The 20422-nt window shown below is 59.8% G+C and carries 17 protein-coding genes, 4 tRNA genes and 1 riboswitch; of the genes, 17 read left to right on the top strand and 4 right to left on the bottom strand.

The genetic code is table 11. The features are described from left to right. The first annotated feature begins 298 nt into the window (after nucleotides 1-298). The 7 genes from HX783_RS11195 (at nucleotide 299) to astE (ending at nucleotide 8210) form a co-directional block, all read left to right on the top strand. Entirely contained in the window at nucleotides 299-1519 is a 1221-nt protein-coding gene (locus tag HX783_RS11195; RefSeq protein ID WP_177016917.1) for an aspartate aminotransferase family protein, read from the top strand. 246 nt (nucleotides 1520-1765) lie between these two features. After that, nucleotides 1766-2785: an arginine/ornithine succinyltransferase subunit alpha gene (aruF, locus tag HX783_RS11190; RefSeq protein WP_159959192.1), complete on the top strand. Its 1020-nt coding sequence runs from the start codon at nucleotides 1766-1768 to the stop codon at nucleotides 2783-2785. 53 nt (nucleotides 2786-2838) lie between these two features. Then, nucleotides 2839-3864, top strand: coding sequence for an arginine N-succinyltransferase (gene astA / locus HX783_RS11185; RefSeq protein WP_003193612.1), 1026 nt, complete (start codon nucleotides 2839-2841; stop codon nucleotides 3862-3864). Further along, on the top strand, nucleotides 3861-5330 hold the full coding sequence (astD, locus tag HX783_RS11180; protein ID WP_177017123.1) for a succinylglutamate-semialdehyde dehydrogenase: 1470 nt from the start codon (nucleotides 3861-3863) through the stop codon (nucleotides 5328-5330). The genes astA and astD overlap by 4 nt, the downstream gene beginning before the upstream one ends. A 188-nt stretch (nucleotides 5331-5518) precedes the next feature. After that, entirely contained in the window at nucleotides 5519-6865 is a 1347-nt protein-coding gene (gene astB / locus HX783_RS11175) for an N-succinylarginine dihydrolase (protein ID WP_159959186.1), read from the top strand. Nucleotides 6866-6903: 38 nt separating this feature from the next. Further along, a complete protein-coding gene (locus HX783_RS11170; protein ID WP_003214319.1) occupies nucleotides 6904-7194 on the top strand; it encodes a hypothetical protein in 291 nt (96 codons plus the stop codon). Between the two features lie 11 nt (nucleotides 7195-7205). Beyond that, nucleotides 7206-8210: a succinylglutamate desuccinylase gene (astE, locus tag HX783_RS11165; protein ID WP_177016916.1), complete on the top strand. Its 1005-nt coding sequence runs from the start codon at nucleotides 7206-7208 to the stop codon at nucleotides 8208-8210. A 132-nt stretch (nucleotides 8211-8342) separates the two neighbouring features. Here the strand turns inward: astE and HX783_RS11160 are convergent, their stop codons facing one another. Then, nucleotides 8343-8852, bottom strand: coding sequence for a 6,7-dimethyl-8-ribityllumazine synthase (locus HX783_RS11160; RefSeq protein ID WP_065874001.1), 510 nt, complete (start codon nucleotides 8850-8852; stop codon nucleotides 8343-8345). Between the two features lie 113 nt (nucleotides 8853-8965). Then, a riboswitch (FMN riboswitch) is annotated at nucleotides 8966-9135 on the bottom strand. Nucleotides 9136-9326: 191 nt separating this feature from the next. On the opposite strand from HX783_RS11160, the gene ltaE reads away from it, so the two are divergent. The 8 genes from ltaE to mgtE all read left to right on the top strand — a co-directional run bounded on the left by ltaE (nucleotide 9327) and on the right by mgtE (nucleotide 17070). Further along, on the top strand, nucleotides 9327-10331 hold the full coding sequence (ltaE, locus tag HX783_RS11155; protein WP_177016915.1) for a low-specificity L-threonine aldolase: 1005 nt from the start codon (nucleotides 9327-9329) through the stop codon (nucleotides 10329-10331). A gap of 146 nt (nucleotides 10332-10477) precedes the next feature. Beyond that, nucleotides 10478-13096 carry an alanine--tRNA ligase gene (alaS, locus tag HX783_RS11150; protein ID WP_159959180.1) on the top strand — a complete coding sequence of 873 codons (2619 nt, stop codon included), beginning with the start codon at nucleotides 10478-10480 and terminating at the stop codon, nucleotides 13094-13096. A 99-nt stretch (nucleotides 13097-13195) separates the two neighbouring features. Beyond that, nucleotides 13196-14437 carry an aspartate kinase gene (locus tag HX783_RS11145; RefSeq protein WP_010208327.1) on the top strand — a complete coding sequence of 414 codons (1242 nt, stop codon included), beginning with the start codon at nucleotides 13196-13198 and terminating at the stop codon, nucleotides 14435-14437. A 174-nt stretch (nucleotides 14438-14611) separates the two neighbouring features. Beyond that, complete coding sequence (gene csrA, locus HX783_RS11140) at nucleotides 14612-14800, top strand: carbon storage regulator CsrA (RefSeq protein WP_003175645.1); 189 nt, start codon at nucleotides 14612-14614, stop codon at nucleotides 14798-14800. A gap of 62 nt (nucleotides 14801-14862) precedes the next feature. Further along, nucleotides 14863-14953 (top strand) — tRNA-Ser (locus HX783_RS11135). A gap of 108 nt (nucleotides 14954-15061) precedes the next feature. After that, a tRNA-Arg gene (locus HX783_RS11130) sits at nucleotides 15062-15138 on the top strand. 72 nt (nucleotides 15139-15210) lie between these two features. Beyond that, nucleotides 15211-15287 (top strand) — tRNA-Arg (locus HX783_RS11125). 340 nt (nucleotides 15288-15627) lie between these two features. Further along, on the top strand, nucleotides 15628-17070 hold the full coding sequence (gene mgtE / locus HX783_RS11120) for a magnesium transporter (protein WP_177016914.1): 1443 nt from the start codon (nucleotides 15628-15630) through the stop codon (nucleotides 17068-17070). Between the two features lie 113 nt (nucleotides 17071-17183). On the opposite strand, the gene HX783_RS11115 is transcribed toward mgtE, so the two are convergent. The 3 genes from HX783_RS11115 to HX783_RS11105 form a co-directional block, all read right to left on the bottom strand. Beyond that, complete coding sequence (locus tag HX783_RS11115) at nucleotides 17184-17510, bottom strand: Arc family DNA-binding protein (RefSeq protein ID WP_003193592.1); 327 nt, start codon at nucleotides 17508-17510, stop codon at nucleotides 17184-17186. Between the two features lie 393 nt (nucleotides 17511-17903). Next, nucleotides 17904-18083 (bottom strand): PA3371 family protein, encoded by a 180-nt coding sequence (locus HX783_RS11110; protein ID WP_159959174.1) that lies wholly within the window; start codon nucleotides 18081-18083, stop codon nucleotides 17904-17906. A gap of 10 nt (nucleotides 18084-18093) precedes the next feature. Further along, nucleotides 18094-18318 carry a hypothetical protein gene (locus HX783_RS11105; protein WP_177016913.1) on the bottom strand — a complete coding sequence of 75 codons (225 nt, stop codon included), beginning with the start codon at nucleotides 18316-18318 and terminating at the stop codon, nucleotides 18094-18096. A gap of 322 nt (nucleotides 18319-18640) precedes the next feature. Between HX783_RS11105 and HX783_RS11100 the strand changes: the two genes are divergently transcribed. Together HX783_RS11100 and HX783_RS11095 are read left to right on the top strand one after the other, a co-directional pair. Continuing rightward, nucleotides 18641-18717 (top strand) — tRNA-Arg (locus HX783_RS11100). Between the two features lie 279 nt (nucleotides 18718-18996). After that, nucleotides 18997-20382: an MFS transporter gene (locus HX783_RS11095; protein ID WP_159959144.1), complete on the top strand. Its 1386-nt coding sequence runs from the start codon at nucleotides 18997-18999 to the stop codon at nucleotides 20380-20382. Nucleotides 20383-20422 lie beyond the last annotated feature (40 nt).

The raw sequence follows: 20422 nt of genomic DNA, 5'->3' as shown, positions 1-20422 counted from the left end.
ATCCTTGTGCGTGGTTAAAGTGCTCAAGTAAATCGGCAGACGGCGCGGGCGTGGCGCTATTGGAATATCGCAAGGGGCATGGGCTGATCGGATACCGGAGCGTTGTGCCGAAACATTCGCCGCTGGTTTACACTGCGCCATTGCGACGCAATATGTCGCATTGCCGTAAACCCGCGTAAAACCGGGGTTGGCGCTATAAGAAGTTGTCGCTTGGCGACAAGGTGGCGCTGAAAACTGTCCTTACAATCCCTGCATCGTCTGCCAGTTCCAGGCAGGCGTTCCTCTTCAGGAGACTCCGATGTCCGTTGAGCAAGCCCCGGTGCAACGTGCCGATTTCGACCAGGTCATGGTTCCCAACTACGCACCTGCCGCCTTCATCCCTGTGCGTGGCGCAGGTTCGCGCGTATGGGACCAGGCGGGTCGCGAGCTGATCGACTTTGCCGGCGGCATCGCGGTTAACGTATTGGGCCACGCCCACCCGGCATTGGTCGGTGCACTGACCGAACAAGCCAACAAGCTGTGGCATGTCTCCAACGTATTCACCAATGAGCCGGCCCTGCGCCTGGCGCATAAGCTGATCGACGCCACCTTTGCCGAGCGCGTGTTCTTCTGCAACTCCGGCGCCGAAGCCAACGAGGCCGCGTTCAAGCTGGCCCGTCGCGTTGCGTTCGACCGTTTCGGCACCGAGAAGTACGAGATTATCGCCGCGCTGAACAGCTTCCACGGCCGTACCCTGTTCACCGTCAACGTTGGTGGCCAGTCGAAGTACTCCGACGGTTTCGGGCCGAAAATCACCGGTATCACCCACGTGCCTTACAACGACCTGGATGCGCTTAAAGCCGCCGTGTCGGACAAGACCTGCGCCGTGGTGCTGGAGCCGATCCAGGGTGAAGGCGGTGTATTGCCGGCCGAGCTGGCTTACCTGCAAGGTGCCCGCGAGCTGTGCGACGCCAACAACGCGCTGCTGGTGTTTGACGAAGTGCAAACCGGCATGGGCCGCAGCGGCCACCTGTTTGCCTACCAGCATTACGGCGTGACGCCCGACATCCTCACCAGCGCCAAGAGCCTGGGCGGCGGTTTCCCGATTGCGGCGATGCTCACGCGCGAAGACCTGGCCAAGCACTTGGTGGTCGGCACCCACGGCACCACCTACGGCGGCAACCCGCTGGCGTGCGCGGTGGCCGAAGCGGTGATCGACGTGATCAACACCCCGCAAGTGCTGGCCGGCGTGAATGCCAAGCACGAGCTGTTCAAGGCGCGCCTGGAGCAGATCGGCAAGCAATACGGGATCTTCACCGAAGTACGCGGCATGGGCCTGCTGATCGGTTGCGTGCTCAGCGATGCGTTCAAAGGCCGTGCCAAGGACGTGTTCAACGCGGCCGAAAAAGAAAACCTGATGATCCTGCAAGCCGGCCCCGACGTGGTGCGTTTCGCCCCGAGCCTGGTGGTGGAAGAGGCCGATATCAACGAAGGCCTGGATCGTTTTGAGCGTGCCGTGAAGACGTTGACGCAAGCCTGATGGACCGTTCGGCGCCTGGTGACCAGGCGTCGAGCAAAAATTTTGTATGCCGGCCCCTTTAGTTGGAGCTGTGAAGATCAAATGTGGGAGCGGGCTTGCTCGCGAAAGCGGTGTGTCATTCAACATTTGCGGTGACTGAACCACTGCATTCGCGAGCAAGCCCGCTCCCACACTTGACCTCACTGGTTTCAAGATTGTGTCCGGCATTTTTCCCTCTGTGAGTTTTTCGAGTTAAGGAGTGACACCATGCTGGTGATGCGCCCCGCGCAAATGGCTGATCTGGGCGAGGTACAGCGTCTGGCTGCGGACAGCCCGATTGGTGTCACCTCCTTGCCGGATGATGTGGAACGCCTGAGCGACAAGATCGCCGCCAGCGAAGCGTCCTTCGCGGCCGAGGTCAGTTTCAACGGTGAAGAAAGCTATTTCTTCGTGCTCGAAGACACCGAGACCGGCAAGCTCGCCGGCTGTTCGGCCATCGTCGCGTCGGCCGGTTACTCGGAGCCGTTCTACAGCTTTCGTAACGAAACCTTCGTGCACGCGTCCCGCGAGCTGAAGATTCACAACAAGATCCACGTGCTTTCCCAGTGCCACGACCTGACCGGCAACAGCCTGCTCACCAGCTTCTATGTGGTGCCGGAGCTGGTCGGTTCGCCGTGGTCGGAACTCAACTCCCGTGGCCGCCTGCTGTTTGTCGCCAGCCACCCCGAGCGCTTTGCCGACTCGGTGGTGACCGAGATTGTCGGCTACAGCGACGAGAACGGCGACTCGCCGTTCTGGGACGCCATCGGCCGCAACTTCTTCGACCTCAATTACGCCGCCGCCGAGCGCCTGTGCGGGCTGAAAAGCCGCACCTTCCTCGCCGAGCTGATGCCGCACTACCCGATCTACGTGCCGCTGCTGCCGGATGCAGCCCAGGAAGCCATGGGCCAGGTGCACCCGCGTGCCCAGATCACCTTCGACATCCTGATGCGTGAAGGCTTCGAGACCGACCATTACATCGACATCTTCGACGGCGGCCCGACGCTGCACGCACGGGTCTCGGGCATTCGCTCGATCGCCCAGAGCCGCGTGGTGCCGGTGAAGATCGGCGAGATGGTCAAGGGCGCCGGCCGCCAGTACCTGGTGAGCAACGCGCAGTTGCAGGATTACCGCGCGGTGATGCTGGACCTGGACTACGCGCCCGGCAAACCGGTGACCCTGGACCTGGAAACCGCTGAAGCCCTGGGTGTCGGCGAGGGCGCGAGTGTGCGCCTGGTCGCGGTTTAAAGAATTGAGTGTCGCGGGTGGCTGCCAGGCAGCGGCCCGTTTGAGGAGATAGCATGATCGTTCGTCCCGTACGCAGCAGCGATTTACCGGCCCTGATTGATCTGGCGCGCAGCACCGGCACCGGCCTCACCACCTTGCCGGCCAACGAAGAACGCCTGACTCACCGGGTTGGCTGGGCAGAAAAAACCTTTCGCGGCGAAGCCGGGCGCGGCGATGCCGACTACCTGTTCGTGCTGGAAAACGACGAAGGCCGCGTGGTGGGTATTTCCGCCATCGCCGGTGCCGTCGGCCTGCGCGAGCCTTGGTACAACTTCCGGGTCGGCCTGACGGTCAGCGCCTCCCAGGAGCTGAATATCTACCGCGAGATCCCGACGCTGTTCTTGGCCAACGACCTCACCGGCAATTCCGAACTGTGCTCGTTGTTCCTGCACGCCGATTACCGCAACGGACTCAACGGCCGCATGCTCGCCAAGGCGCGCATGCTGTTTATCGCTGAATTTCCGCAGCTGTTCGGTAACAAGATCATTGCCGAGATGCGTGGCGTGTCCAACGACGCCGGGCGTTCGCCGTTCTGGGAAAGCCTGGGCCGGCACTTCTTCAAGATGGAATTCAGCCAGGCCGACTACCTCACCGGCGTAGGCAACAAGGCATTTATCGCCGAGCTGATGCCGAAGTTTCCGCTGTACAGCTGCTTCCTGTCCGAAGACGCGCGCAATGTGATCGGCAAAGTCCACCCGGACACCGAGCCAGCGCTGAGCATGCTCAAAAGCGAAGGCTTCAGCTACCAGGGCTATGTCGATATTTTCGACGCCGGCCCGGCGGTGGAGTGTGAAACCAGCAAAATCCGTGCGGTGCGCGACAGCCAGTCGCTGGTGTTGGCCATCGGCACGCCAGGGGACGACGCCACGCCGTTCCTGATCCATAACCGCAAGCGCGAGGAGTGCCGCATTACCGCCGCTCCGGCCCGGCTGGCGGCAGGCACCTTGGTGGTCGACCCACAGACCGCCAAACGCCTGCAACTGGTGGTGGGTGATCAAGTGCGTGCTGTTGCGTTGTCTGCTGCTCGGGAGTCGAAATAATGAATTCGCTGTATATCGCAGGTAGCTGGCTGGCTGGCCAGGGTGAACTGTTTGAATCGCGCAACCCGGTGACCCAGCAAGTGCTGTGGGCCGGCAATGGCGCCACTGCCGAGCAGGTCGAGTCCGCCGTGCAGGCCGCACGCCAGGCGTTTCCAGGCTGGGCGCGGCGCCCGTTGGAAGAGCGCATCAGCGTGCTGGAAACCTTCGCCGCCACGCTGAAAAGCCGCGCCGATGAAATCGCCCGCTGCATCGGTGAAGAAACCGGCAAGCCGCTGTGGGAATCGGCCACCGAAGTCACCAGCATGGCCAACAAGATCGCGATCTCGGTGCAAAGCTACCGCGAGCGTACCGGCGAAAAGAGCGGCCCGTTGGGCGACGCCACCGCCGTATTGCGCCACAAACCCCACGGCGTGGTGGCGGTGTTCGGCCCTTACAACTTCCCGGGCCACTTGCCGAACGGGCATATCGTCCCGGCGTTGCTGGCGGGGAATACCGTCCTGTTCAAGCCGAGCGAGCTGACCCCGAAAGTCGCCGAGCTGACCGTGCAATGCTGGATCGACGCGGGTTTGCCGGCGGGCGTGTTGAACCTGCTGCAAGGCGCGCGGGAAACCGGCATCGCGCTGGCGGCCAACCCGGGCATCGACGGCTTGTTCTTCACCGGTTCCAGCCGCACCGGCAATCACTTGCATCAACAATTCTCCGGGCGCCCGGACAAGATCCTGGCGCTGGAAATGGGCGGCAATAACCCGCTGGTGGTCGATGAAGTGGCCGACGTGGATGCGGCGGTCTACACCATCATCCAGTCGGCGTTCATTTCGGCCGGCCAGCGTTGCACTTGTGCGCGTCGCCTGTTGGTGCCGCAAGGCGCGTGGGGCGATGCGTTGCTGGCGCGCCTGGTGGCGGTGAGCGCGACGATTGCAGTCGGCGCGTTCGACCAGCAACCAGCGCCGTTCATGGGCTCGGTGATTTCCCTGGGCGCGGCCAAAGCCTTGATGGACGCGCAGGAGCTGATGTTGGCCAATGGCGCCGTGGCGCTGCTGGAAATGACCCAGCCACAGGATCAGGCCGCGTTGCTGACGCCGGGCATTATCGATGTGACCGGCGTGACCGAGCGCGAAGATGAAGAGCTGTTCGGCCCGCTGCTGCAAGTGATCCGCTACGCTGATTTTGCCGGGGCGATTGCCGAGGCCAACAACACCCAGTACGGTTTGGCCGCGGGCTTGTTGTCGGATTCCGAGGCGCGCTACCAGCAGTTCTGGCTGGAAAGCCGCGCCGGTATCGTCAACTGGAACAAACAACTGACCGGCGCCGCGAGCACCGCGCCGTTTGGTGGTGTTGGGGCCTCGGGCAATCATCGCGCCAGCGCTTATTACGCGGCGGATTATTGTGCGTACCCGGTGGCGTCCTTGGAAACTCCAAGCTTGGTAGTTCCAGCAACGCTAACCCCAGGTATTACGCTGATCTAAATATGGGAGTGGTTCCCTGTGGGAGCGGGCTTGCTCGCGAAGGCGGTGGTTCAGTCGCCAAATGTATTGACTGGCACACCGTCTTCGCGAGCAAGCCCGCTCCCACACAAGCCCGCTCCCATAGTTGATTTGTGGTGTGTTCAAGTAATTTGATGCCTATAAAAACAGATGTTCGTGGAGCCTCGCCGATGAAATCCTATGAAGTCAATTTTGACGGTCTAGTGGGGCCGACCCATAACTACGGCGGTTTGTCCTACGGCAACGTCGCGTCCCAAAGCAACAGTCAGCAGTCTTCGAACCCCAAGGAAGCGGCGTTGCAGGGCCTGCAAAAAATGAAAGCCCTGATGGACATGGGCTTTGTGCAAGGCGTGTTGGCGCCGCAGGAACGGCCTGACGTGGCGGCTTTGCGCAACCTCGGTTTCAGCGGCAGCGACGCTCAAGTCATCCAACAAGCGGCCAAGCAAGCCATGCCGCTGCTGGTTGCCAGCTGCTCGGCCTCGAGCATGTGGGTGGCCAATGCCGCCACCGTCAGCCCGAGCGCCGACACCGCGGATGGCCGCGTGCATTTCACCGCCGCCAACCTCAATTGCAAATACCACCGCAGCATTGAGCACCCGACCACCAGCCGCGTGTTGGGCGCGATGTTTGCCGACCAGAAGCACTTCGCCCACCACGCCGCGTTGCCGGCGGTGGCGCAGTTCGGCGACGAAGGCGCGGCCAACCACACGCGTTTCTGCCGTGACTATGGCGAAGCGGGCGTCGAGTTCTTCGTGTTCGGCCGCAGTGCGTTCGACACCCGTTACCCGGCGCCGCAGAAATACCCGGCGCGCCAGACCCTCGAAGCCTCCCAGGCCGTCGCGCGCCTGCACGGCTTGAAGGATGACGGCGTGGTCTACGCTCAGCAGAACCCGTCGGTGATCGATGCTGGCGTGTTCCACAACGACGTGATTGCGGTGGGCAACGGCGAAGTGCTGTTCTATCACGAGGATGCGTTCCTCAATACCGAGCAGATGCTGGGTGAGCTGCAAGGCAAGTTGGGCAAGCTGGGCGGCAACTTCCAGTCGGTGTGCGTGCCTCGCGCCCAGGTCAGTGTTGAGGACGCGGTGCGTTCCTACCTGTTCAACAGCCAGTTGCTGAGCCGCCCTGATGGTTCGATGCTGCTGATCGTGCCGGAAGAGTGCCGCGCCAACGAACGCGTCTGGCAATACCTGCAAGGCCTGACGGCATCGGGTGGGTTGATTCGCGAAGTGAAAGTGTTCGACCTCAAGCAAAGCATGCAGAACGGCGGCGGGCCGGCGTGCCTGCGTTTGCGTGTGGCCTTGAATGAAACTGAGCTGGCGGCGGTGAACCCAGGCGTTATCATGACCGCGCCGTTGTACGAGACACTGACCCAATGGGTCGACAAGCACTACCGCGACAGCCTGCGTGAAACCGACCTGGCTGACCCGCAATTGCTGCTTGAGTGCCGGACGGCACTGGATGAACTGACGCAAATCCTTAAACTGGGCTCGGTTTATCCTTTCCAGATCAATTAACGCCACCTCTTTTTACACCCTATGGCTGAGAATTATTTATGACCACCGACACCCTGAAACTGATCCTTGAAGACACCGACGGCACCCAGCTGGAAACCTCCTGCACCCGCGTCGCCGTGGTCTGGCAGGGCAAGGAGATCTGGATCCAGCACGACGGCCGTGGCCAACTGCTGATCGGTGTGGACGTGGAAGAAGGCGACGCCGAGTACGCCAACCTGCTGATGCGCCCATTGGCCACCAACCTGATGAGCCTGCAGCTGGAAATGGAACCGGCCGACGTCGAAGGTGATGACGACGATCACGTCCATGGCCCTGGCTGCAACCACTAAGGAAGCCGCTTATGCTCGCCCTCGGCAAACTGCTTGAACTGACCCTCGCCGGTCGCGAACCGGCGCAAAAAATTCAACTGACTGTCGACGGCGTGCAGATGCGCTGGCTCAGCGAGGGCGCGCTTGAAGTGCGCCCGCCGCAGGCCCAGGACAATGGCAGCGACTTGCTGCTGTCGTCCGGCATCCATGGCAACGAAACCGCGCCGATCGAACTGCTCGACCGCCTGTTGCATGGCATCGCCCGTGGGGAGATCAAGCCCCGCAATCGTATTCTGTTCCTGTTCGGTAACCCCGAGGCCATGCGCCGCGGCGAGCGTTACCTGGAGCTGGACGTCAACCGGCTGTTCAACGGCCGTCACGAACAAAACATCGGCCCGGAGGCCATGCGCGCCGCCGAGCTTGAGCAACTGGCCCGCAGCTTCTTCAGCTTGCCGGGCCGCCCGCGTCTGCATTACGACCTGCACACCGCCATTCGCGGCTCGAAGATCGAGCAGTTCGCGCTGTACCCGTGGAAAGAAGGTCGTCAGCATTCGCGCCGCGAGCTGGCGCGCCTGTGTGCGGCCGGCATGCAAGCGGTGCTGCTGCAGAACAAAACCTCGATCACCTTCACCGCGTTTACCTACGAGCAACTGGACGCCGAAGCCTTCACCCTGGAATTGGGCAAGGCGCGGCCGTTCGGGCAGAACCAGGGCGTGGATGTTTCCCGCCTGGAGACGCGCCTCAAGCAGATCATCGAAGGCACCGAGCCTGCCACCGAGAGCCTGGAAGGGCTGCAGCTGTTTGCGGTGTCGCGTGAAGTGATCAAGCACAGCGACGCGTTCCTGCTGCACTTGCCGGCTGATGTGGAAAACTTTTCGCCATTGGCGAAGGGCTATCTGCTGGCCGAAGACGTGGCCAAGACCCGCTGGGTGATCGAGGAGGAGGGCGCCCGCATCATCTTCCCGAACCCGAAGGTCAAGAATGGTTTGCGCGCAGGGATATTGATTGTGCCGACCACAGATGCTGGGTTGGCGTAGACCTTAAAGCTTAACCGAGTCCAAATGTGGGAGCGGGCTTGCTCGCGAAGGCGGTCTGTCAGTCATTCATAGGTTGACTGACACTCCGCTTTCGCGAGCAAGCCCGCTCCCACATTGGTTTTGCAGTGTGCTTTAGACGGCTACAGCACGCGGCTCGCTGCGACGAATAGCGCGAACCTTGTGCAGCGTGTCGGCGCAGGTACGTGCAGCTTCCTGGCCCTTGTGCACGAAGTGCTCGTAGAAAAAGGTGTGGTGCTCAGTGCCCGCATGGAAGTGGTGCGGTGTCAGCGATACCGAGAACACCGGCACTTCAGTTTCCAGCTGCACTTGCATCAGGCCGCTGACCACCGATTGGGCGACGAATTCGTGGCGGTAGATGCCGCCATCCACCACCAGTGCGGCGGCAACGATACCGGCGTAACGGCCGGTCTTGGCCAGCAGCTTGGCGTGCAGGGGCATTTCAAAGGCGCCGCCGACTTCGAAGAAATCGATGTCCGATTCCTGGTAGCCCTGGGCGATCATTTCGGCGAGGAAGCCTTTGCGCGATTGGTCCACAATATCCTTGTGCCAGCAGGCCTGGATAAACGCGACGCGCTCGCCGTGATGGTTTTTGCTTTTGCTGTCGATTGCGGTGGGTTGCATGTTCTGACTCCTGTTTAAGAAAAAAACAGGGCGTTATGAATCGAATGGGATTTAAGGGTACGAACCGCTGCGTCATGCAAGCATGAACCCAGCGTGCGGCCCTTAGGTGCCAATCCCGTTCTCTCTTCATCCGGACTATGACCGTCGGCCCCGGGATCACACCGGGTCTGCTGACCTTGTCGCCGTCCTGTGTGAGCAGTTCGAGGCGCCAAGCGCTCGCGGGCTATGCACATTGCGTGCAATTACCGCCGGTGGGGAATTGCACCCCGCCCTGAGAACGTTGCCGCCAGAACCCTGGCGGCGGAGAGTTTTTAACACGGTTTTTCACAAACTGCACGGTTGCCGTATCGATAACCTATATCGGTTTGTTTGGTTGGTATTCGATTGAATTCAGCCAGGGCTTGATATTCCGTGGCTTTGCCCGCAGTAATCATCCACAAAAGGAACTTATCTAACCCGTTAGAGGCGCGTTTCATGTCTGTGATCGACCTGCGTAGCGACACCGTGACCCAACCCACCCCCGGCATGCGCGACGCGATGGCCAGCGCCGTCAGCGGCGACGACGTCTACGGCGAAGACCCAAGCGTCAACCACCTGGAGGCCGAACTGGCCAAGCGCCTGGGCTTCGAGGCGGCGCTGTTCGTGCCCACCGGCACCATGAGCAACCTGCTGGCGTTGATGGCCCACTGTGAACGCGGCGAGGAATACATCGTCGGCCAGCAAGCCCACACCTACAAATACGAAGGCGGTGGCGCGGCGGTGCTCGGTTCGATCCAGCCACAGCCGCTGGAAGTGCAGGCGGACGGCTCTCTCGACCTGGATCACGTGCTGGCGGCCATCAAGCCCGATGACTTCCACTTCGCCCGCACGCGCCTGCTGGCACTGGAAAACACCATGCAGGGCAAAGTCTTGCCGCTGGAATACCTGGCCAAGGCCCGCGCGTTTACCCGTGAACATGGCCTGGCACTGCATCTGGATGGCGCGCGTCTCTACAACGCGGCGGTCAAGCTGGGCGTGGATGCGCGAGAAATTGCCGAGCATTTCGACTCGGTGTCGGTGTGCCTGTCCAAAGGCCTGGGCGCGCCGATCGGCTCGGTGTTGTGCGGCACCACGGCGTTGATCGCCAAGGCGCGGCGCCTGCGCAAGATGGTCGGCGGTGGCATGCGCCAGGCCGGTTCCCTGGCGGCGGCAGGGCTGTATGCGTTGGACCACCAGGTGCAGCGCCTGGCCGAGGACCATGCCAATGCCCAATGGCTGGGCGATGAACTGCGCCAGGCCGGCTACAGGGTAGAGCCGGTGCAGACCAACATGGTCTACGTGGATATCGGTGATCGAGCCCAGGCGTTGAAGGCTTTTGCGGCCGAGCGCGGGATCAAGTTGAGCGCCGCGTCGCGCCTGCGCATGGTCACTCACCTGGACGTCAGCCGGGCACAGATCGAGCAAGTGCTGGCGACATTTGTCGAGTTTTCCCGAAAATGACAGTGCAGACCGTCTAATTGACTGTTTCTATCACATAAACACGCTGTACCACGGGCAAAGGGCCGATATAATGCGGCCCTTTGCCGTCGCTCCGTCTGATGACGTTTAGCACTGGCCTTTGGCCGCAGCCTCCGTGGAAGAACCTAATGAAAAGCGCAGAAATCCGTGAAGCCTTCCTTCGCTTCTTCGAAGAGCAAGGTCACACCCGTGTCGCCTCCAGCTCCTTGATCCCAGGCAATGACCCCACCCTGCTGTTCACTAACGCGGGGATGAACCAGTTCAAGGACTGCTTCCTGGGCCAGGAAAAGCGCGCCTACACCCGCGCCACCAGCAGCCAGAAGTGCGTACGCGCCGGCGGCAAGAACAGCGACCTGGAAAACGTCGGTTACACCGCTCGCCACCACACTTTCTTCGAGATGCTGGGTAACTTCAGCTTCGGCGACTATTTCAAGAAAGATGCGATTACCTTCGCCTGGACCTTCCTGACCGGCGTGTTGAAGCTGCCCAAGGAAAAACTCTGGGTCACCGTCTACGCGACGGATGACGAAGCGTATGACATCTGGACAAAAGAAATCGGCGTGCCGGTTGAACGCATGATTCGCATCGGCGACAACAAAGGCGCGCCTTACGCCTCCGACAACTTCTGGACCATGGGCGATACCGGCCCGTGCGGCCCTTGCACCGAGATTTTCTACGATCACGGCGCCGACATCTGGGGCGGCCCACCGGGTTCGCCGGAAGAAGACGGCGACCGTTACATCGAGATCTGGAACAACGTGTTCATGCAGTTCAACCGCACCGCCGATGGCGTGTTGCATCCGCTGCCGGCGCCGTCGGTGGACACCGGCATGGGCCTGGAGCGGATCAGTGCGGTGATGCAACACGTGCACTCCAACTACGAGATCGACCTGTTCACCAACCTGCTGAGCGCTTCGGCCGCGGCCATCGGTTGCGCCAACGACAATCAGTCGTCGCTCAAGGTGGTGTCGGACCACATCCGTTCCTGCGGCTTCCTGATCGCCGACGGCGTGTTGCCGTCGAACGAAGGCCGTGGCTATGTGCTGCGCCGTATCATCCGTCGCGCCTGCCGTCACGGTAACAAGCTGGGCGCCACCGGCAGTTTCTTCTACAAGATCGTTGCCGCGCTGGTGGCCGAGATGGGCGATGCCTTCCCGGAGCTCAAGCAGCAGCAAGCCAACATCGAGCGCGTACTCAAGGCTGAAGAAGAGCAGTTCTCCAAGACCCTGGAGCACGGCCTGAAGATCCTCGAGCAGGACCTGGCTGAGCTCAAAGGCACCGTGGTGCCGGGCGATGTGGTGTTCAAGCTGTACGACACCTACGGTTTCCCGATGGACCTGACCGCCGACATCGCCCGTGAGCGCGAGCTGACCGTCGATGAAGCCGGTTTTGAGCGTGAGATGGAAGCCCAGCGTGTACGCGCACGTTCCGCCAGCTCCTTTGGCCTGGACTACAACACCTTGGTGAAGGTGGATGTGGCCACTCAATTCACTGGTTATCAGGCCACCGTTGGCTCGGCCAAAATTGTTGCCATCTATAAAGACGGCAAATCGGTCGACGTGTTGAACGAAGGCGAAGAGGCTGTGGTGGTCCTGGACCAGACGCCGTTCTACGCCGAATCCGGTGGCCAGGTCGGTGACTGTGGCTTCCTGAGCTCCACGTCCGGTCGCTTTGAAGTGCGCGACACCACCAAGACCGGCGGTGCGTTCCTGCACCACGGTGTGTTGGTATTGGGCAACTTGACCGTCGGCGCGCCGGTGGACACGCAGGTCGATGCCGACGTACGGCATGCAACCGCTTTGAACCATTCTGCCACTCACTTGCTGCACGCCGCGTTGCGCCAGGTGCTGGGTGAGCATGTGCAGCAGAAGGGGTCGTTGGTTGATAGCCAGCGCCTGCGTTTCGACTTCAGCCACTTTGAAGCGATCAAGCCTGAGCAGATCAAGGCGCTGGAGGACATCGTCAACGCCGAGATTCGCAAGAACACCCCGGTAGAAACCGAAGAAACCGATATCGAGACGGCCAGGAACAAAGGCGCGATGGCGCTGTTTGGTGAGAAGTACGGCGACGAAGTGCGCGTACTGAGCATGGGCGGCAGCTTTTCGGTAGAACTGTGTGGCGGTATCCACGCCAACCGTACCGGCGACATCGGCCTGCTGAAAATCATCAGCGAAGGCGGTGTGGCGTCGGGTGTGCGTCGTATTGAAGCGATTACCGGTGCTGCGGCCCTGGCTTACCTCAATGCGGCTGAAGAACAACTCAAGGAAGCGGCCGGCCTGGTCAAGGGCAGCCGCGACAACCTGGTCGACAAGCTGTCCGCCGTACTGGAGCGCAACCGTGCGCTGGAAAAACAGCTGGAGCAGTTGCAGGCCAAGGCGGCCAGTGCGGCGGGCGACGATCTGTCGGCCTCTGCCCTGGACGTCAAGGGTGTGAAGGTTTTGGCAGTACGCCTGGACGGTCAGGATGGCAAGGCGCTGTTGGCCTTGGTCGATCAGTTGAAGAACAAGCTCGGCCGCGCAGTGATCCTGCTCGGCGGTGTCCATGAGGAGAAGGTCGTTCTGGTTGCCGGTGTAACCAAAGACCTGACTGGCCAACTCAAGGCCGGTGATTTGATGAAGCAAGCCGCCGCGGCAGTGGGCGGGAAGGGCGGTGGTCGTCCGGACATGGCGCAAGGCGGTGGTGTAGACGCCGGTGCCCTGGACGCGGCCCTGGCCCTGACCGTGCCGTTTGTCGAGGCTGGCATTTAAGGCGCTGTTCATGAGCCCATGGTCTAGTCATGGGCTCGCTCCGGTGCTGGAAGATTTGTTTTTATTGGGCGCCCCTTTACGGGCTGAGGCGGCTTAGAAATGGCTTTGATCGTACAGAAATTTGGAGGCACCTCGGTCGGCTCTGTCGAAAGAATCGAGCAGGTCGCCGACAAGGTTAAGAAATTCCGCGATGCCGGCGACGACCTGGTGGTGGTGCTGTCGGCCATGAGCGGCGAGACCAATCGCCTGATCGATCTGGCCAAGGCAATCAGTGGCGATCAACAGCCGCTGCCGCGTGAGCTGGATGTGATCGTATCCACCGGCGAGCAGGTGACGATTGCCTTGCTGGCCATGGCGCTCAACAAGCGTGGCGTGCCGGCAGTGTCCTACACTGGCAGTCAGGTGCGCATCCTGACCGACAGCGCACATACCAAGGCGCGCATCCTGCAGATTGATGACCAGAAAATCCGCACAGATCTGAAGGCCGGGCGCGTGGTAGTAGTAGCTGGCTTCCAGGGTGTGGATGAGCAGGGCAACATCACCACGCTCGGTCGTGGCGGTTCGGACACCACCGGCGTGGCGCTGGCAGCAGCTCTGAAGGCTGATGAATGCCAGATCTATACCGATGTGGATGGTGTGTACACCACCGACCCGCGTGTGGTGTCCGTGGCCCAGCGCCTGGACAAGATCACCTTCGAAGAGATGCTGGAAATGGCCAGCCTCGGTTCCAAGGTGTTGCAGATCCGCGCGGTTGAGTTCGCCGGCAAGTACAACGTTCCGCTGCGCGTATTGCACAGCTTCAAAGAGGGTCCGGGCACCCTCATTACTATTGATGAAGAGGAATCCATGGAACAGCCGATCATTTCCGGCATCGCTTTCAACCGCGATGAAGCCAAGCTGACGATCCGTGGCGTGCCGGATACTCCGGGCGTGGCCTTCAAGATCCTCGGTCCTATCAGTGGCGCGAACATTGAAGTCGACATGATCGTGCAGAACGTTTCCCACGATAACACCACCGATTTCACCTTCACCGTGCACCGTAACGAGTACGATGCGGCGGAGCGGATCCTGCAGAACACTGCGAAAGAAATCGGTGCCCGTGAAGTGGTCGGCGATACCAAGATTGCCAAGGTGTCAATCGTTGGTGTGGGCATGCGTTCCCATGCCGGCGTTGCCAGCCGCATGTTCGAGGCCCTGGCCAAGGAAAGCATCAACATCCAGATGATCTCCACCTCGGAAATCAAAGTCTCGGTGGTGATCGAAGAGAAGTACCTGGAACTGGCTGTACGCGCGCTGCATACCGCTTTTGAGCTGGACGCTCCGGCCCGACAGGGCGAGTGATGCGATACCAGGAAGGCGCGGCTTACCGCGCCTTTCATTTTTTTGTCGGGCGCATGTTCTTTTTGGTGCGCTCGACAATACTTAGGCGGTAGGGCTATGACCTTTGGGTTGTAGGTCGAAGGCCTTTTTTTTGCAGACTGTTGTTCCTGAACTGAAATGCGTGAGGAGAAAGGTATGCTGATTCTGACTCGTCGTTGCGCAGAAAGCCTGATTATCGGTGATGGCGAAATCACCGTGACCGTGCTCGGCGTCAAAGGCAATCAAGTACGTATCGGGGTTAACGCTCCGAAAGAGGTAGCGGTCCACCGCGAGGAAATCTACCTGCGGATCAAGAAAGAGAAGGACGAAGAACCAAGCCTTTAATTTTTATCGTTTTTTATGTTTGCAAACGGGGATGAACGTGGTTAATATACGCCCCGTGTTGCGGAGAGCTGGCCGAGTGGCCGAAGGCGCTCCCCTGCTAAGGGAGTACACCTCAAAAGGGTGTCGGGGGTTCGAATCCCCCGTTCTCCGCCATTATTTGCTTAGTACGTTGCAATCTGGTTTTTTCGCTAAGTTGTTGAAAATAAACGAAAAAATAGCTTTACATAGAGATTGAACGGCCTATAATGCGCGGCAACAAATGCACTCGTAGCTCAGCTGGATAGAGTACTCGGCTACGAACCGAGCGGTCACAGGTTCGAATCCTGTCGAGTGCACCATTTAAGAGTCAGTTGCAGCAATGCAGGTGACTCGGCTTCAACCAGTTGTGATCTGGTCTAAAAACACAATCTGCACTCGTAGCTCAGCTGGATAGAGTACTCGGCTACGAACCGAGCGGTCACAGGTTCGAATCCTGTCGAGTGCACCATATAAACAAAAAGCCCGCCTAGTGCGGGCTTTTTGCCGTCTGGGGTTTGTGTAGGACTTCATCTTTTTCTCGCCCCGCCATGTGTTTTCCTTTCAGCCTGCGTCGTCGCAGTTCATAGATGCAGCCAATGCTCAGCTTCGGCTCGCAAGCGCTTGTTCTTTCCAGTTTTTTAACGTTTAAAGCGGCCGGGCGGTGTATGATTGCGCCCGTCAGCCCCGCCGGGGCTTGTGGAATACCTCCATGGACTTACCCAGTAGTTACTCAGTACCCCGTTTTACCAATCATGAATTGACTGATTGATCCTTCCGGCGTGCCCCGCTGCTGGGAGTGGAGTTCGCCTATGACCGAAGTAGAAGTAAAGAAAACACAAGACAGCCTGCAGGATCGTTTGGCTCAGGTTGTCGAGCTGCTGCAGCGCCAGCGCGTGGTCGAAGACCTCACGCACCGCCAGGAAGGTCCGCACCACGACCGCGTTGAAAACCTGGTTCACCGGCAAAACCTCGTCGAGTTGCAACGCAAGCTCGATGATTTGCACTCCGCTGACGTCGCCTACATTCTCGAAGCCTTGCCGCTGGACGATCGCCTGACCCTCTGGCAGTTGGTCAAGGCCGAGCGCGACGGTGACATCCTCCTCGAAGTATCCGACTCGGTCCGGGAAACCCTGATCGCCGACATGGACGATCACGAACTCCTGGCCGCGGCCAAGGAGATGGACGCCGACGAGCTGGCTGACCTGGCCCCTGAGCTGCCGCGTGATGTTGTCCATGAGCTGATGGAAGCGCTCGACAGCCAGCAACGTGAGCGTGTGCGCTCTGCACTGTCCTACGACGAGGACCAGGTCGGCGCGCTGATGGACTTCGAGATGGTCACCATCCGCGAAGACGTCAGCCTGGAAGTGGTATTGCGCTATCTGCGTCGCCTCAAAGAGCTGCCCGGCCACACCGACAAATTGTTCGTTGTCGACTACGAAGGCATTCTCAAGGGTGTGCTGCCAATCAAGCGTCTGCTGGTGAATGATCCGGAAAAGAAAGTGGCGGATCTGATGGCCAGCGATACGGTGAGTTTTCACCCGGACGAAGATGCCTACGAGGCAGCGCAGGCGTTTGAGCGGTATGACTTGATCTCGGCCCCGGTGGTCGACAAGAACGGCAAGCTGATTGGCCGTTTGACCATCGACGAAATGGTCGACCTGATTCGTGAAGAGAGTGAAACCGAAGTTCTGAACATGGCGGGTTTGCGTGAAGAGGAAGATATCTTCGCGTCGGTCTGGCGTTCTCTGCATAACCGCTGGGCCTGGCTGGCGATCAACCTGATCACGGCCTTTATCGCTTCGCGCGTGATCGGGCTGTTTGAAGGCTCCATCGAGAAGCTGGTGGCCCTCGCGGCGCTCATGCCGATTGTGGCGGGTATCGGCGGCAACTCTGGTAATCAGACCATCACCATGATCGTGCGCGCGATGGCGCTGGATCAGGTCAGTACGGCCAATTCCTCGCGGCTGTTGCGAAAAGAGTTGGCCGTGGGCCTGATCAACGGTTTGGTGTGGGGCGGCGTGATCGGTGTGGTGGCGTACTTGCTGTATGGCAGTTGGTCGCTGGGCGTCGTGATGACGGCCGCCATGACCCTCAATCTGCTGTTGGCGGCATTGATGGGCGTATTGATTCCTATGACCCTGGCGCGCCTTGGGCGCGACCCGGCAATGGGCGCCAGCGTTATGATCACCGCCATGACCGACAGTGGTGGCTTCTTCATCTTCCTGGGCCTGGCGACGATCTTTCTGCTATAGCCCTGCGGCGGGAGCAACTCTGCTCCCGCTAGCTTTCTCCTCCAGGCTTTTCTTTCCCAAATCCCAGGCAAAAAAAAGCCAGCACATGGCTGGCTTCGGCTTTCAACTGCAGATTAATTGGCTTCTGCGGCCGCCTCAACGTCGTGCGCGATAAGCGAGACGAGGGCATTTTGCTGGCGGTGGGAGAGCTGACGAAAACGCTGCAGCAGTTCGCGTTCGTGCAGTGACAGCTCAGGGCTGTCCAGGCGCATGCTTAACTCTTCGCCCAGCGCACCTTCCTGAATGAGGCTTTGTTCCAGGCGCGCGATGATTTCGGAGTTCATGCTGCGGTGATGATTGCGAGCCACCTCGGCAATGCGTTCCCGCATTCCGTCTGGCAGACGTACGACGAACTTGTCAGCCGTACGGCTGGAATAAATTGCCTGTTTCAATGGGCGCATATATTTAACCGGTTAGTTCAGGGGAGCGGTTTTTGGAATTGGCCGCAAGATGAGTGTTAAGACAAGGCTCACGACCAAAGTTCAACCCGAATTGCAAAGAGGCCGCATCATGCCTCAGATTTGACATTTCCTTGGCGTCAATTCTGTGACAAATATTGAACTGCCTAAAGGCTTTATGCCAGCACTCATTTGCATTTTTGCGGACTGGTTTGAAAAAATTTCAACGCGTAATTTCACGAGGGAACTTCTCGTAAGTCCAGGCCGCGAAAGGGTTTTAGGCCGCACATCGTATAGCAATATGGCCTTTTGCCCTCGTCTTTAAGACTAGTGGCAATTTGCCGATTTACTAGGGCAAAGCGACATAAGGTAGGCGCAGGCGACGCAAGGCAGGCGTTAGCGCAGCACCGGATCGAACTTGATGCGGCGGCCAACGATAAGGGTGATGACCAGTAAGCCGGCGAACACGCCGGTGGCGATGAGGGCGGTGGTTTCACCATCTTGAGAGGTGGTGCTCAAGGCAAATACGCCGGTTGCCAGGGTCAGGCAGAGGAATAGCCAGGCGGGTTTGGTCATAAAGGTTTCCTCAGAAAACCCAGTGTTCGGATGCAGGTGCGGCCTGGGTGTCCTGGGTCACACGAACGGGCGATTGCACTGTCGGGGTCATCACCGCCAACTGCGGGCGCTGTTGCAGGTGGTGTGGCACCGGCTGGCTGATTTGCGCAACGTCGTCGTGGGTTGATTGGAAATGGAACAGGACCAGTGCGGCCAAGGCGAGAGCGTTGAGGCTTAACAGAAGGGCGCTGTTCATGTTCGTGTTCTCCGCAGTGGCTGGGCCGAATGGTTTTATAAGATAAGTATTGCAGGTCCCGTGCCAACCTTTTATTTCAATAAAAACAATGGTTTAGCTATGTTTTAAAGAGGCGTTTCGTTGCAATTTGCAATGCTGGCATTTTGGGGGAGTGCAATTTGCACGATGGCGCCAAGTGTCCGGTTTTACACGGCGAAACTGCGACAGCCCTTACAAGGATCGGCCTACACTCAAAAAGCCAACGGACGACATGACAAAACCTACCTCGGCCGTTAACATGCACGCCGTCCGTCGCCGCGCCTTTGGCCCCCGGCTGTCATTTGTCCCAGTAGCTCAATTGGATAGAGCATCCCCCTCCTAAGGGGAAGGTTGGCCGTTCGAACCGGCCCTGGGACACCAGATTCAAACTTCAAAAATGCCCCGTACAGATTCATCTGGCGGGGCTTTTTTGTGGGTGCTCGTCAAACACCGGTCGAACCTTGCCGGTGATCGGGGTTCACAGCAGGGGCGCGATGTATTTATCGCAACCTGTGTACCTCGCACGCGGCCATGCAACGTCTGAGCTATTAAGCAAAATATTCCCCGGCTACAGCGCATATCGCCTGTCCGGACCCGGCAACCCCGGACTATCATGCCGATAGCCCTGTCTCTTACTGCAAGGAGCCGCTCGGAACGCCGATGCGCCAGATCTGGAAATCTTTTCGAGCCCTTTATTTCGCCTCCTTGATGATGCTGATCGGCTCCGGCCTGCTCAGTACTTACCTCGCCCTGCGCTTGGCGGCTGACCACGTCGACAGCCTGTGGGTGGGTGCGCTGATGGCGGCCAACTACTTCGGCCTGGTGTTGGGCGGCAAGATCGGGCACCGCCTGATCGCCCGGGTCGGGCATATTCGTGCGTACGCCACCTGTGCCGGGATTGTCGGTGCGGCGGTGTTGGGGCATGGCCTGGTCAACTGGCTGCCGGCCTGGATCGTGCTGCGGATGATCGTGGGCCTGGGGATGATGTGCCAATACATGGTCATCGAAAGTTGGCTCAATGAGCAGGCGGATGCCAAGCAACGTGGCGTCGTGTTCAGCGGCTATATGATCGCGTCCTATCTGGGCCTGGTGCTGGGTCAACTGATCCTGGTGATGCACCCCGAGCTCGGCCTTGAATTGCTGATGCTGGTCGCGCTGTGCTTTGCCCTGTGCCTGGTGCCGGTGGCCATGACCCGACGCATTCACCCAGCGCCCCTGCATCCTGCGCCGATGGAGCCGCGATTTTTTATCAAGCGCGTGCCGCAGTCGTTAAGCACCGTATTGGGTGCCGGCGTGATCGTCGGTTCGTTCTATGGTTTGGCGCCGCTTTATGCCTCGCAACAAGGCCTGACGACCGAGCAGGTCGGTCTATTCATGGGCTCCTGCATTTTTGCCGGGCTGCTGGTGCAGTGGCCGTTGGGCTGGTTGTCGGATCGTTATGACCGGGCCTTGCTGATCCGTTGCTTCGCCCTATGCCTGGCAGTGGCTGCGTTGCCGCTGGCGATCATGACGCGGGTGCCGTTGGAAGTGCTGTTTGTGGCGGGGTTTTTGTGTTCGTTGGTGCAGTTCTGCCTGTACCCGTTGGCGGTGGCATTTTCCAACGACCATGTGGAAGGTGATCGCCGTGTGTCGCTGACGGCCATGCTGCTGGTGACCTACGGCATTGGTGCGAGTGTCGGGCCGTTGTTGGCCGGTGTGGCGATGAAGCTGTTTGGCAGCCACATGCTGTATGCATTTTTCAGTCTGTGTGCGTTGATCCTGGTGTGGCGTATCCGGCCGAAGGCGGTGACCAACTTGCATCAAGTCGACGACGCACCGCTGCACCACGTGGCGATGCCCGACAGCATGTCCAGCTCGCCGCTGGTGGCGTGCCTCGACCCGCGCGTGGATGAGGCGGTGGTACAGGAGCAAATGCAGACCGTTGTTCCGGACCCGGAGCCTGAGACTGATCCGCAGCAACCAACGGATGAGCCGGCTTTTGAAGGGCCGCCCGAGCCTCTGGGCCCGGACGAACACCCTCATGACCTGAGCAGGGCGCGCCCCTGAAAGTAAAAACGGGCAGCTCCCATCAGAAGCTGCCCGTTTT

Origin of the sequence: Pseudomonas sp. D2002, from assembly GCF_013385735.1 — a bacterium.
In the GTDB taxonomy this organism is placed as follows: Bacteria; Pseudomonadota; Gammaproteobacteria; order Pseudomonadales; family Pseudomonadaceae; genus Aquipseudomonas.
The sequence above is the reverse complement of the archived record's forward strand: the minus strand, read 5'-3'. Positions and strand labels throughout refer to the sequence as shown.